The organism is Bradyrhizobium sp. Mp27, from assembly GCF_029953005.1.
Taxonomy (GTDB): Bacteria; Pseudomonadota; Alphaproteobacteria; order Rhizobiales; family Xanthobacteraceae; genus Bradyrhizobium; species Bradyrhizobium barranii.
The window spans coordinates 172,500-185,417 of record NZ_JASAUS010000003.1; the positions used below are offsets into that span (position 1 = coordinate 172,500).

Genomic DNA, 12,918 nt, shown 5'->3' on the forward strand with positions numbered 1-12,918 from the left:
AGATCAGCTTGGCCGCGATTGACTATGATCTCGAACTGAGGCGGGCCGGCGCGCACGCGACCGGCGGCTGGCGGCGCGTGCTGTATTTGGCGCAGCGGCACGTGCTGGGCGCGGCCGGGCTGATCATCATGACGCTGTTCGTGCTCACGGCGATCTTTGCCGACTTCATCGCGCGCTACGATCCCCTGACCATCGACGCCGCCCGCGCGCTGGCGCGGCCGAGCGCGACGCACTGGATGGGCACGGATTCCTTCGGCCGCGACGTGTTCAGCCGCATCATCCACGGGGCGCGCATTTCGCTGGCCGTCGGCATCGGCTCGACCGCACTTGGCGGCACGATCGGGGTCATCGTCGGGCTGACCTCCGGCTATCTCTCCGGCTGGGTCGATCTCGTATTCCAGCGCGTCTCCGACATTCTTCAGGAGCTTCCACTGCTGGTCCTGGCGCTGATCATGACCGCCGCACTCGGTCCGTCCCTGCCGAACGTCATCATCGCCATCGCCATTCCGCTGATCCCGACCGTGTCGCGCGTCATTCGCGCCAACACGCTGGCGCTGCGCGAACTGCCCTTTGTCGAAGCCGCCAAGTCGATCGGCATGAGCGAGGTGCGGATCGCGCTGCGCCACGTGCTGCCGAACACGCTGGCGCCGCTGATCGTGCTCGCAACCGCGCAGCTCGGTTCAACCATCCTGACCGAAGCCTCGCTGTCCTTCCTCGGCCTCGGCATTCCCGAACCCTATCCGTCCTGGGGCCGCATGCTCTCGGAATCCGCCGCCGAATATGTCCGCACCGCACCGTGGCTGGTGATCTTCCCCGGCATCGCGATCAGCCTCGCCGTGTTCGGCGCCAACCTGTTCGGCGACGCCCTGCGCGACACCCTCGATCCCCGGCAGCGCGGCTGATGGCAGACAAATCCGATCTCGTGCTCGATGTGAAGAACCTGAAGACGGTGTTCTTCACCAATTCCGGCCTGTTCAAAGCCGTCGACGACGTCTCCTTCACCGTGAGGCGCGGCGAGACGCTGGCAATCGTCGGCGAATCCGGCTGCGGCAAGAGCGTCACCGCGCTGTCCCTGATGCGGCTGGTGCCCGATCCGCCCGGCCGCATCGTCGGTGGGTCGGTCACGCTCGAAGGCACCGAGCTGCTGGCGCTGGATGAAGCCGAGATGCGGGCCGTCAGGGGCAATCGCATCTCCATGATCTTCCAGGAGCCGATGACCTCGCTCAATCCGGTGATGCGGATCGGCGACCAGATCGTCGAGGCGGTGCGGCTGCACCGGGCGATGCCGGCCAGAGAAGCCCGTGACATCGCGGTCGAGATGCTGCGGCTGGTACGCATTCCCGAACCGGCGCGGCGCGCGCGGGAATATCCGCATCAGCTTTCCGGCGGCATGCGCCAGCGCGCGATGATCGCAATGGCGCTGGCCTGCCGGCCGGCGCTGCTGATCGCGGACGAGCCGACCACCGCGCTCGACGTCACCATCCAGGCGCAGATCCTGGCGCTGATCCTCGACCTTCAGAAGGAGCTCGGCACCGGCCTCGTGCTGATCACGCATGATCTCGGCGTCGTCGCGCAGACCGCGCAGCGGGTGATCGTGATGTATGCGGGGAAGAAGGTCGAGGAGGCAACGGTGGAGGCGCTGTTCGCGGCGCCAAAGCATCCCTATACGCGCGGGCTGATGGCCTCGATCCCGGCGGTGCCGGCGTCCGGCATGCCGGCGCAGGCCCGGCTGAACGAAATTCCCGGCACGGTGCCGTCGCTGGTGCGGTTGCCGAAAGGCTGCGCCTTCGCGCCACGCTGCAAGCTCGCGATCAAGCGCTGCGAGGCCGAATATCCGCCGCTTGCGGACTGGGGCGGCGGCCATCTCGCGGCCTGCTGGCGCGCGGCCGAAGTGGCGGAGGTGGCATGACCGAGGCGCTGCTCGAAGTCACCGATCTCAAGAAGCACTACGCGGTGCGCGCCGGCGTGTTGCGGCGGCAGGTCGGTACCGTGCATGCGGTCGACGGCGTCTCGTTCTCGGTTCATACCGGCGAGACGCTCGGCCTTGTCGGTGAATCCGGCTGCGGCAAGTCGACGGTGGCGCGCAGCGTGCTGCGGCTGGTCGAGCCGACTTCGGGCCAGATCCGCCTCGACGGAGAGGACATCACCCGTCTCTCCAAGGCCGCGCTGCGTCCGCATCGCCGCTCGATGCAGATCGTGTTCCAGGACCCGTTCGCTTCGCTCAATCCGCGCATGACCGCCGGCGACATCGTCGGCGAGCCGCTCGCCGTGCACGGGCTCGCAAGCGGCAAGGAGCTGGAAGCGCGTACCGCAAAACTGTTCGAGCAGGTGGGCCTGCGGCCCGATCAGATGCGCAACTTCCCGCATCAATTTTCCGGCGGCCAGCGCCAGCGCATCTGCATCGCACGCGCGCTGGCGCTCGGGCCGCGCCTGATCGTCTGCGACGAACCGGTCTCCGCGCTCGACGTCTCGATCCAGGCGCAGGTGATCAATCTCCTGATCGACCTGCAGAAGCAGCACGGCTTCTCCTATCTCTTCATCGCGCATGACCTCGCCGTGGTCGCCCATATCAGCCATCGCGTCGCCGTCATGTATCTGGGCCGCATCGTCGAGATCGCCGACAAGGACGAGCTGTTCCGCAATCCGCGCCATCCCTACACGCAGGCCCTGCTCGCGTCAGTGCCGGTTGCAAACCCGTTCGCCAAGAAGCTCGCGCCGCTGGTGGACGGCGACGTGCCGAGCCCGGTCAATCCGCCATCCGGCTGCGCGTTCCACACCCGCTGCCGTTTTGCGATCGAGCGGTGCAAGACGGAGCGGCCGGCGCTGGTGAACGCGGGCGACGGACATCAGGTGGCGTGCCTGCTCAACGAGGGGACGGGGCGGGGCCAGTAGCAACAGGCCCCAACGCCCGGATCACCGGCCAGGCCGCCAGCGCGGCGGCCAGATGCTTGAGCGTGTGGCCCGAGACAATGTGGCCTGTCGCTTCAAATATGATCACGTCACCCAGCTCGAAAAGCTTGGCCAGCGCGTAAAAGAAGATCACGCCGCCCAGAGACACGCCAAGCGCACCGGGCCGGGGCCGTGTCAACGCCAGTCCCACGGCCAACGCCATGCCGCCGAACTGCACGACCACCCATGGCGTGAGATTCTCGCGTGCCACCCAGGCCGCGAGCAGGCCCGCAACCGTCACCAGCACCACCACCGCCTGACCGGCACGCACGCTGATGCGCTCGCTGGCCGCGATGCCCAGAAAGCCCGCGAACGCCACCGCCATACCGAGACGATCGGCCACCAGCCGCTGCGGCGCGTCGGGATCCAGATGATAGATGCACGATCCTATGCAAGTGAGGATCAGACCCACGAAGAGGCAACCTGCACCCGCGGGCGCATCAGGGTGGGCACGCAGGCGCAGTAAGCCCCAAGCGCCCATCGCCAGGAAGGCAAGATTGCTCAGCACGTCGCCGGCGTTGGGCACGCCCAGCCAGGTGCGGGTGTCGACGAAATGCGGGATGTGCCAGGCGGAGGCGGGCAACGCCGGCGCGAGGAGCGCCACGAGCGTCAGGACGAAGAGTGCGCCGATCAAATATTTTTCGCGGATCTGAGGTGCGGCGAACGGCAGTCGGTTGGACCGCGAAGGGAGCGTGGCAGCTGTGTTTCGGCCGGGATCAGTTGCGCGCAACATGCAGGCCTCCTCGTAAATTGAACATCGTTCAATATTAGTAAGCCGAGAGTGAATATTGTTCAATAAAACTGCGCTTGAGCACGAACTGGTAACTATCGGATTGAAATCATTCAAATTTCGGCGCGAAAACGAAGAGCTGCCACGGCAGGGCTCGACGGAGCATCTCACCCCATCGTCATTGCGAGCGCAGCCAAGCAATCCGGGCCCCTCCGAGTAGTGAGACGGGATTGCTTCGTCGCCTCCACCTTCGCTCTTCGAGCTAGGGCGGACAAGTCGTTCCTCGCGATAATGGCGAGAGCGCTACCCCGCCCCGATCTCCGCCACGACCCTACCCGTGGTGACCTGTTCGCCTTCGGCGACGTCGATCGCGGCGATAACGCCGTCGATGCCGGCCTTGTGGACGTGCTCCATCTTCATGGCTTCCAAGGTCATCACCGGTTGGCCGGCGGTGACGCGGTCGCCGGGCTTGACCAGCACGGCGACGACACGGCCGTTCATGGCGGCGCGGACTTTACCATCGCCGCCATTGGTTGCGGCCGCCTTCGGCGCGGCGAGGGTGAGATCGGTGACCGCAAGCGGGATGCCGCGATGCTGGAGGTAGAGCCGATCGCCGTCACGCAGGAATTTTGCGCTGTCCATCACGCCGTCGTGAAGGAAGCGGATGGCGTCGGGATCGAGCTGGTCGATCTCGAACTTGTCCTGACGGCCGTCGGCGGCGACGATGTAGCCGCCATTGCGCTCACGCGTGACTTCGAGCTCGTGGGTGTTGCCGGCGATCTCGACTTTCGCCGGCAGCGGGAATGTTGCCGCCAGGCTCCGGCCACCTTGCCATGACGGCGCGCGCGGATTGGTGACATAGAGCAGCAGGCCCGCCAGCGCCGTATCGAATGCAGCATTCGCCGGCAGCGCCAACAGTTCGTCGCGATGTGCGCCGATGAAGGCCGTCGTCGCCTCGCCCCTGGCAAATCCGGGATGGCGCAGGCAGGACATCAGGAACGCCTGATTGGTGGTTACGCCAAACGCAGTGAGTTGCTCCAGGCCGACGATCAGCCGCCCCCTCGCCTCCTCCCGTGTCGCGCCATGGCTGATCACCTTGGCGATCATGGAATCGTAGAACGGCGGGATCTCCGCACCCGATTGCAGCGCGTGCTCGACGCGGATGCTGTCAGGCACCTGCCAGCGGGCCATGCGGCCGGACTGCGGCATGAAATCCTGCGCCGCATCTTCCGAGCACAGCCGCACCTCGATGGCGTGGCCCGAGAACCGGATGTCCTGCTGCTTCACCGGCAGAGCCTCGCCACGCGCGACACGCAGCTGCAGCTCGACGAGATCGAGCCCGGTGATCGCTTCGGTGACGGGATGCTCGACCTGGAGGCGCGTGTTCATCTCCATGAAGTAGAACTCGCCGCTTGCGTCGAGCAGGAATTCCAGCGTGCCGGCGCCCTCATAGCGCAGCGCCTTGACCGCGGCGACAGCGACCTCACCCATTTTCGCGCGCAACTCCGGCGTGACCGCCGGCGACGGCGCCTCCTCGATCAGCTTCTGATGTCGCCGCTGCACCGAGCAGTCGCGCTCGCCGAGATGGACGGCGTTGCCGTGGCTGTCGCCGAACACCTGGATCTCGATGTGGCGGGGATTCTGGATGGCGCGTTCGAGGATGACCGTCGGATCGCCAAAGGCGGCGTTTGCCTCCGACCGCGCACTGCGCAACGCATCGGGGAAGGATGCGGCATCGGTAACGAGCCGCATGCCGCGTCCGCCGCCGCCCGCAACCGCCTTGATCATCACGGGGAAGCCGATCTTCCTGGCTTCCGTGAGCATGACCTCGTCGCTTTGGTCGGCGCCCTGATAGCCGGGCACGCAGGGCACGCCGGCCTTCTTCATGATCTCCTTGGCGCCGGCCTTGTTACCCATGGCCTCGATCGCCTGCGGCGAGGGGCCGATGAAGACGAGGCCGACCTCCTTGCAGGCCTGCGCAAAGTCCTCGTTCTCGGCGAGGAAGCCGTAGCCGGGATGCACGGCATCCGCGCCGCTCACCTTGGCCGCGGCGATGATCGCGGGAATGTTGAGATAGGATTGCGCCGGCAGGGCTTCGCCGATGCGCGCGGCCTGGTCGGCCTGCCGCACATGGAGCGCATCGCGATCGGCATCCGAATAGACCGCAACGACGCCGAGGCCGAGCTGCCGCGCGCTGCGCATCACGCGCAGCGCGATCTCGCCGCGATTGGCAACCAAAACCTTGAAGAACGGCCGGTGCTGCACTGATCCGTTCCTCATGGGCGGGCCACCGAGAATTGCATGCGCTGGGGCGTGCGCGCATCGCCCTCGCGGCAGATCGCGAGCACCTCGGACAGCACCGCGCGGGTGTCGCGCGGATCGATCACGCCGTCGTCGAGCACGCGTGCGCTGGTCGAGAACACGTCCATCTGGCCGTCGAACACGCCGATGATCTGCGCCTTCATCGCGTCGAGCTTTTCTTTCTCGACCGGCTTGCCGCGGCGCGCGGCAGCGGCCTCGGTCACGATCGCCATGGTTTCCGCCGCCTGCTCGCCACCCATCACTGCGGTCTTGGCATTGGGCCAGGAGAAGCAGAAGCGCGGATGGAAGCCGCGTCCGCACATGCCGTAATTGCCAGCGCCGAACGAGGCGCCGCAATAGATGGTGATCTGCGGCACCGTCGCCGACGTCACCGCCTGGATCATCTTGGAGCCGTGCTTGATCATGCCGGCTTCTTCATAGGCCTTGCCCACCATGTAGCCGGTGGTGTTGTTGAGATAGAGGATCGGCGTGCGGGTCTGGCAGCAGGCCTGGATGAAGTGCGTCGCCTTGTTGGCGCCGGCGGGATCAAGCGGGCCGTTGTTGGTGATGATGCCGATCGCCTGGCCCTCGATGCGGGCGTGGCCGCAGACGGTGGCGGAGCCGTAATTAGGCGCCATCTCGGTGAAGTCGGAATCGTCGACGATGCGCGCGATCACCTGCTTCATGTCGACGGTGCGCTTGTGGTCCATCGGCATGATGCCGAGCAGCTCGTCCTGGTCGTAGCGCGGCGGTTTGAACTGCGGAGCCGCGCGGCCCGGCCGCTCCCATTCCAGCGCCGCCATGATCTCGCGCGCGATGCGCAGCGCATCGCGGTCGTCCTCCGCGAGATAATCGCCGAGGCCGGAGACCTGCGTGTGCATCTCGGCACCGCCGAGCTCTTCCTCGGTCGCGATCTCGCCTGTCGCGGCCTTGAGCAGCGGCGGCCCGGCAAGGAAGGCGCGGGTGCGGCCACGGACCATCACGATGTAATCGGACAGGCCGGTCTGGTAGGCGCCGCCCGCGGTCGACGAGCCGTGCGTGACGGTGACGACCGGCAGCCCCGCTGCCGAGAGCCGCGCGAGATTGCGAAAGATGTTGCCGCCGCGGACAAAGTCCTCGACGCGGTAGCGCAGCAGATTGGCCCCGGCGCTTTCGACGAGCTGGACGTAAGGCAGCTTGTTCTCCAGCGCGAGCTCCTGCACCCGCAACGTCTTGTCGAGGCCGTAAGGCTGGAGCGCGCCCGCATCGATGCCGGCGTCATTGGCGCTGACCATGCAGCGGACGCCGGAGACGAAGCCGATGCCGGCGATGACGCCGCCGCCGGGCACGCTCCTGTTCGCATCTGATACGTCGAACATGTAGCCGGCGAGCGTCGACAGCTCGATGAAGGGCGCGCCGGGATCGAGTACCAGAGCGACGCGTTCGCGCGGAAGCAGCTGGCCGCGCTTGTGGAAGCGATCCTTTGCCGCCGCCGACGCCGCACGCGTGCGCTCTTCCAGCGCGCGCATGCGGTCGATCAGACCGAGCATGCCGTCGCGGTTGGCGTGGTAGCCGGCGCTGCCGGGGGAAATGGTGTTGTCGAGAATGGACATCAAATCTCCTGCTCGTCATACCGGGGCGCGCGGAGCGCGAGCCCGGAATCCATACTCCCGATCGTGGCTATGGATTCCGGGCCTGGCCTTCGGCCATCCCGGAATGACGATGTGTACTTACCTATTCGTCCCAAAGATCTTCCGCGCCTCGGCGGGGCTTGCGATCTCGCGGCCCGCATGGCGGGCGCAGGCGGCGATGGCCTCGATCAACTGGCCATTCGAGGTCACCTTCTTGCCGTCGGCGAGATAGAAGGCATCCTCCAAACCTGTGCGCAGGTGACCACCGAGCTCGGCGCAGCGCTGGTGCAGCGGCCAGATCTCTTCGCGCCCGATCGCGGTGACCTGGAAATGCGCCTCGGGGCGCTTCAGCTTGATCAGGATCGGCAGCAGATCAGGATCGGACGGCATGCCGGAGGCAACGCCCATCACGAAATTATATTCGAGCGGGCCTTTATACATGCCGACCTGGTGGTACATGCCGACGCAGCGGACGATGCCGACGTCGAAACATTCAAACTCGGGGATGGTACCGACCGCGTTCATGACGTCGAGATAGTCCTTCACCTTCTCGACCGCGTTGTCGAACATCATCGGCGGCCAGGCCCAGGTGTTGTCGGCTTTCACCTTCAGATAGTTCAGCGAGCCGGCGTTGCAGGCAGCGATCTCCGGCCTGGTCTCGCGGATGCAGTCGAGCGCGCCGCTGTAGTTCGGCCCTGAGACGCCCGAGGTGTGATTGATGATGACGCCGGGGCAGGCCTCGCGAATTGCCTGTTGAATCTCCTTGCTGACGCTGACTTCCCAGGACGGCAGATGCCCCTTGTCCGGGGCCTGCTGGCGCAGATGGATGTGCATGATGCTGGCGCCGGCATCGAACGCAGCCTTGGCTTCGCGCGCCATCTGCTCGGGCGTCACAGGCACGTTGTGCTGCTTCGGGTCGGTGAGCACGCCGTTCAGCGCGCAGGTGATGACGGCCTTGTCGCTCATGCCAAAAATGTCTCGCACGTTGAGAATTCAACGTTTGCGATCATGGGACGCGCGGGCATGCGGCTTCTTGCGCGGAGAAGCTAGCTAAAGACGAGCTATCGTAGGGTGGGCAAAGGCGCTTTGCGCCGTGCCCACCACACGTCTTAACGCTTGGCGAAGATGGTGGGCACGCTTCGCTTTGCCCACCCTACGAGAGCGCGCCTAGCTCGCCTCCGCGAGCCGCACCGTCTCGGTGCTGCGGTAGATCGCGAGATCGCGCGAGCCGACGAAGATCGCGCGCGGTTTCAATCCATAGAAGCGGCGGATCGAATGGCTGAAATGGGTCGAGTCGGGATAGCCGATGTCCTGCGCAAGATGGGCGAGGTTGAGGTCCTGGTTGGCGAAGTGCAACAAATGCCGCGCACGCTTCCAGGCGCGGAAGGAGCGGAACGAGATGCCTGTCTCCTCCTTGAACAGATGCAGGAAGCGCGAGGCCGAGAGACCCGCCTCGGCGGCGCACGTATCCGCCGTCACCGGCTCGCCGGAGAAGCGGCCGATACGGGCGACGGCGCGCATCACGCGCGGATCGAGCACGCGACGCGGCAACGCCTCGCCAAAGCACATCTCGTCGAATTCGGCGGTGGTGATGTCGCCATAGCGGCGCTGGCGCAGCAGGGCGTAGGCGGCGAGGATCTTGCGGGCATAGACGGCCCGGTCAGGTCCGGTCAGCCGCTCGGCCAGGGCCTCGATCACGCCGTCCGGCATGCTTTCCGGCTCGAGCGTCACGCTGATTGCAGTGCGGTAGTCGCTGGCGATGGAATGCCGCTGGTTCGGCAGGGTCACGAACAGCTCGCCGGTGGCGAGAACGTCGTCGATCGTCAGATGCAGGCTGCCCTTCACCGCGACATAGACGTGGCAGCAGCCGGGGGTGCGCTTGCGGGGGCGGCCGAGCAGGCCGGCATAGAATACCCGCTCCGGCGTGATCAGCATCAGATGGTCGGATTCGCGACCGTTATCTTCCATTGGGATCCTCCTCGCGCGGCTCTTTGGCCGCTGCGGACGGAGGTCACCTTAGCGGAAATTTGGGCGCTGTCACGGCGCGATAGCGCTGTCATGGCGCGCAAAAGATTACCATTCCGGGACGATGATCAGTCGTCCCGGAACCGCGATGAGACCGCAGTCCCATCCTACGGAATGCTTACGCCCTCACGCGCGGCGCAACATTCTGCTCGACGCCGGCCTTCTGCTCCGCGGCAACCGCGCGCTTGAATCCGTCGCGCTGCTGCAGCCGCGCCCAATAGGCTGCGACATTTGGCCCGAAATCCTTCGCGAGCCCGACATTGTTGGCGAGCCGGAGCGCATAGCCGATGACAATGTCAGCGGCGGTGAAGCGGCCTGCGCACAATGTTTCGGCATTCGCCGTCGCCGCCTCGACCGCGCGCAGCCGCCCCAGGAACCATTTTGCATAATCCCCGGCGACCTGCGGATTGCGGCGCTCCTCCGGCTCGAGCTGGGTGTACCGGAGCACCAGCGTCTGCGGGAAGGTTAACGTGGCATCGCTGAAATACATCCAGTTCAGGAACGCGCCATAGGCGGGATCTTTGGGTCCGACCATCAACGGCGTCGGTCCGTGCTTGATGCCGAGGTAATGGCAGATGCCGGAGGACTCGGTCATCTTCGTCTCGCCGTCGACCATGAAGGGAATGGTGCCGAGCGGATTGAGCGCAAGGTACTCCTTGGCGAAGACCCGCGGCGGGAACGGCAGCATCTTCAATTCATACGGAAGCCCCATCTCCTCCAGCATCCAGAGCGGACGGAACGAGCGCGCGGCGTCGCAGTGATAGAGCGTGATCATCAGGAAATACCTTTACTGCCGGGCAGCGTGCCCATCATCTTGCACAGGACCATCAGCATGACCTCGTCGGCGCCGCCGCCGATCGAGGTCAGGCGGCTGTCACGATAGGCACGGCTGACCGGCGTCTCGTTGGTAAAGCCCATTCCGCCCCAATATTGCAAGCAGGCGTCGGTGAGCTCGCGGCCGAGCCGGCCGGCTTTCAGCTTGGCCATGGTCGCAAGCTTGGTCACGTCCTCGCCGGCCACGAGTTGCTCGGCGGCGCGATAGATCAGCGCGCGCAACAGCTCGACTTCGGTCTGCATCTCCGCGAGCTTGAAGTGCACGACCTGGTTGTCGAGGATCGACTTCCCGAAAGCCTTGCGGTTGCGGGTGTATTCGATGGTCTGATCGATGATGTACTCGTGCGCCTTCAGGCAGGCCGCCGCGCCCCAGAGCCGTTCCTCCTGGAACTGGATCATCTGGTAGGTAAAGCCCTTGCCCTCCTCGCCGATCCGGTTGCGCTGGGGCACGCGGACATTGTCAAAGAAGATCTGCGCCGTGTCCGACGAGCGCATGCCCATCTTGTCGAGCTTTCGCGCCACCGTGACGCCCTTGCTCTTCATGGGCACGCAGATCAGCGACTTGTTGCGGTGAACCGGCCCATCGCCGGTGTTGGCGAGCAGGCAGATCCAGTCGGCCTGGGTGCCGTTGGTGATCCACATCTTGCCGCCATTGATGACGTAGTCGTCGCCGTCAGAGCGCGCATTGGTCTTGATCGAGGCGACGTCCGAGCCGGCGCCGGGCTCGGAGACGCCGATGCATGCAACAAAATCGCCAGCAATCGAGGGCGCCAGGAATTCGCGCCGCACCTCGTCCGAGCCGAATCGCGCGAGCGCCGGCGTCGCCATGTCGGTCTGGACCCCGATCGCCATCGGCACGCCGCCGCAGGTGATGGCGCCGAGCTCCTCCGCCATCATCAGCGCATAGGAATAGTCGAGGCCGGAGCCGCCGAATTCGACCGGCTTGTTCAGCCCCAAGAAGCCGAGGCTGCCCATCTTCTTGAACAGCTCATGCGCCGGGAAGATGTCGGCCTTCTCCCATTCATCGACATGAGGGTTGATCTCGTTGGCGATGAATTTTTGTAAGGAGCGGCGGATGTCGTCGTGGTCGGCGGTGAATAGCATTTTTTCCTCTCGTCATTCCGGGGCGCGCGAAGCGCGAACCCGGAATCCATTCCTCTGCGGTGTGTGCGGCCCGATGGATTCCGGGCTCGACGCTTCGCGTCGCCCCGGAATGACAGAAAGTCACAACCCCATCTGCCTCGAGGCCAAATCCTTCATGATCTCCTCCGTCCCACCGCCGATGGCGTTGACTTTGACCTCCCGGTAGATGCGCTCGGCCTTGATGCCGCGCATGAAGCCGGCGCCGCCGAAGATCTGCACGGCTTCCGAGGCGCAGAACGCCATGGTTTGCGTGGCCTGGTTCTTCATCATGCAGATCTCGGCGACCGGGCTCTCGCCCTGCTCCAGCCGCCAGGCCAGTAATTCCAGCATCGACTGGGATGCCGCGACCTTCTGCGCCATGTCGACGATCTTGTGCCTGATGACCTGGTGCTGGGCGAGCGGCTTGCCAAAAGTCTTGCGCACCTTGGCATAGGCGATCGCTTCGTCGAGGCAGACCCGCGCGAAGGCGGTGCAGCCCGCCGCCATGCCCATGCGTTCGCTGTTGAAATTCCGCATGATGATCTTGAAGCCCTGGCCTTCCTCGCCGATCAGGTTTTCGGCCGGCACGCGGCAGTCATCGAAATGCAGCGTCGCGGTGTCGGAGGCCCACCAGCCCATCTTCTTCAGTTTCGTCCGTGACAGGCCGGGCGTGTCACCCTCGATCAGAAGCAGGCTGACGCCGCCGGCGCCCTCGCCGCCTGTACGCACCGCAACGGTCAGATAATCGGCGCGCACCCCTGAGGTGATGAAGGTCTTCTCGCCGGTCACGACGTAGTGATCGCCATCGCGCCGCGCCTTGGTGCGGAGGTTCGCGACATCGGAGCCGCCGGCCGGCTCGGTGATCGCCAACGCGGAGATCTTCTCGCCCGACAGCACTTGCGGCAGCACCCGTGCCTTGAGCTCCGGGCGCGCCGCCCGCGCGATCGGCGGCGAGCCGATTGTGTGGCTCATCAGGCTGGCGCTGACCCCGCCGGCGCCGGCGCGCGCCAATTCCTGGCTCGCCACGATCTTCATGAACTGGTCGGCGGCGATCCCGCCATATTCCTCGGGGAATCCGAGCCCCAACAGGCCAATCTCGGCCGCCTTGCGATAAAGCACGCGGGGAAATTCGCCGGCCTCGTCCCATTCATGGGCAAAGGGCGTGATCTCCTTCTCGACAAAGCGGCGCATCACCTCGCGGAAGGCGTCATGCTCGGCGGTATAGAACGGGCTCTTCATCGTCGTCTCGCCCTGCTGGCGGATTCGTGTTGGCCACCATGGCCGGAACATCTGCCGTTCACTTGCGCAGAGTGGCTGACCGGGGAACCGCTGCACGCAGCCTAAGGC

The 12,918-nt window shown here is 65.4% G+C and carries 11 protein-coding genes; 3 read left to right on the plus strand and 8 right to left on the minus strand.

Annotated features, from left to right (window positions below):
• Positions 1-8: 8 nt before the first annotated feature.
• The 3 genes from QJT78_RS03745 to QJT78_RS03755 are packed head-to-tail and all read left to right on the plus strand — an operon-like array spanning position 9 to position 2,892.
• Positions 9-902: an ABC transporter permease gene (locus tag QJT78_RS03745; protein ID WP_028149096.1), complete on the plus strand. Its 894-nt coding sequence runs from the start codon at positions 9-11 to the stop codon at positions 900-902.
• Positions 902-1,909, plus strand: coding sequence for an ABC transporter ATP-binding protein (locus QJT78_RS03750; protein WP_028149097.1), 1,008 nt, complete (start codon positions 902-904; stop codon positions 1,907-1,909). Before QJT78_RS03745 ends, QJT78_RS03750 begins: the two co-directional genes overlap by 1 nt.
• A complete protein-coding gene (locus QJT78_RS03755) occupies positions 1,906-2,892 on the plus strand; it encodes a dipeptide ABC transporter ATP-binding protein (protein ID WP_166347919.1) in 987 nt (328 codons plus the stop codon). The genes QJT78_RS03750 and QJT78_RS03755 overlap by 4 nt, the downstream gene beginning before the upstream one ends.
• Here the strand turns inward: QJT78_RS03755 and QJT78_RS03760 are convergent.
• From QJT78_RS03760 to QJT78_RS03795, 8 genes are all read right to left on the minus strand, one after another.
• Positions 2,864-3,682 (minus strand): hypothetical protein, encoded by an 819-nt coding sequence (locus QJT78_RS03760; RefSeq protein WP_028149098.1) that lies wholly within the window; start codon positions 3,680-3,682, stop codon positions 2,864-2,866. The two genes, QJT78_RS03755 and QJT78_RS03760, sit on opposite strands and share 29 nt — an antisense overlap.
• 300 nt (positions 3,683-3,982) lie before the next feature.
• A complete protein-coding gene (locus QJT78_RS03765; RefSeq protein WP_028149099.1) occupies positions 3,983-5,959 on the minus strand; it encodes an acetyl-CoA carboxylase biotin carboxylase subunit in 1,977 nt (658 codons plus the stop codon).
• On the minus strand, positions 5,956-7,572 hold the full coding sequence (locus QJT78_RS03770) for a carboxyl transferase domain-containing protein (RefSeq protein ID WP_028149100.1): 1,617 nt from the start codon (positions 7,570-7,572) through the stop codon (positions 5,956-5,958). Before QJT78_RS03770 ends, QJT78_RS03765 begins: the two co-directional genes overlap by 4 nt.
• Positions 7,573-7,689: 117 nt before the next feature.
• Positions 7,690-8,556: a 3-keto-5-aminohexanoate cleavage protein gene (locus QJT78_RS03775; RefSeq protein ID WP_028149101.1), complete on the minus strand. Its 867-nt coding sequence runs from the start codon at positions 8,554-8,556 to the stop codon at positions 7,690-7,692.
• Between the two features lie 201 nt (positions 8,557-8,757).
• Complete coding sequence (locus QJT78_RS03780; RefSeq protein WP_014491182.1) at positions 8,758-9,558, minus strand: AraC family transcriptional regulator; 801 nt, start codon at positions 9,556-9,558, stop codon at positions 8,758-8,760.
• Positions 9,559-9,733: 175 nt separating this feature from the next.
• On the minus strand, positions 9,734-10,390 hold the full coding sequence (locus QJT78_RS03785; RefSeq protein WP_028149102.1) for a glutathione S-transferase family protein: 657 nt from the start codon (positions 10,388-10,390) through the stop codon (positions 9,734-9,736).
• Complete coding sequence (locus QJT78_RS03790) at positions 10,390-11,553, minus strand: acyl-CoA dehydrogenase family protein (RefSeq protein ID WP_028149103.1); 1,164 nt, start codon at positions 11,551-11,553, stop codon at positions 10,390-10,392. The genes QJT78_RS03785 and QJT78_RS03790 overlap by 1 nt, the downstream gene beginning before the upstream one ends.
• Positions 11,554-11,673: 120 nt before the next feature.
• Positions 11,674-12,810, minus strand: a complete 1,137-nt coding sequence (locus QJT78_RS03795; RefSeq protein ID WP_028149104.1) for an acyl-CoA dehydrogenase family protein — start codon at positions 12,808-12,810, stop codon at positions 11,674-11,676.
• Positions 12,811-12,918 lie beyond the last annotated feature (108 nt).

Excerpts from the sequence above, each read along its gene's own strand:
- QJT78_RS03755 (WP_166347919.1), top strand. The coding sequence starts at position 1,906 with ATGACCGAGGCGCTGCTCGAAGTCACCGATCTCAAGAAGCACTACGCG.
- QJT78_RS03770 (WP_028149100.1), bottom strand. The coding sequence starts at position 7,572 with ATGTCCATTCTCGACAACACCATTTCCCCCGGCAGCGCCGGCTACCAC.
- QJT78_RS03795 (WP_028149104.1), bottom strand. The coding sequence starts at position 12,810 with ATGAAGAGCCCGTTCTATACCGCCGAGCATGACGCCTTCCGCGAGGTG.
- QJT78_RS03785 (WP_028149102.1), bottom strand. The coding sequence starts at position 10,390 with ATGATCACGCTCTATCACTGCGACGCCGCGCGCTCGTTCCGTCCGCTC.
- QJT78_RS03780 (WP_014491182.1), bottom strand. The coding sequence starts at position 9,558 with ATGGAAGATAACGGTCGCGAATCCGACCATCTGATGCTGATCACGCCG.
- QJT78_RS03790 (WP_028149103.1), bottom strand. The coding sequence starts at position 11,553 with ATGCTATTCACCGCCGACCACGACGACATCCGCCGCTCCTTACAAAAA.
- QJT78_RS03750 (WP_028149097.1), top strand. The coding sequence starts at position 902 with ATGGCAGACAAATCCGATCTCGTGCTCGATGTGAAGAACCTGAAGACG.
- QJT78_RS03765 (WP_028149099.1), bottom strand. The coding sequence starts at position 5,959 with ATGAGGAACGGATCAGTGCAGCACCGGCCGTTCTTCAAGGTTTTGGTT.
- QJT78_RS03760 (WP_028149098.1), bottom strand. The coding sequence starts at position 3,682 with ATGTTGCGCGCAACTGATCCCGGCCGAAACACAGCTGCCACGCTCCCT.
- QJT78_RS03775 (WP_028149101.1), bottom strand. The coding sequence starts at position 8,556 with ATGAGCGACAAGGCCGTCATCACCTGCGCGCTGAACGGCGTGCTCACC.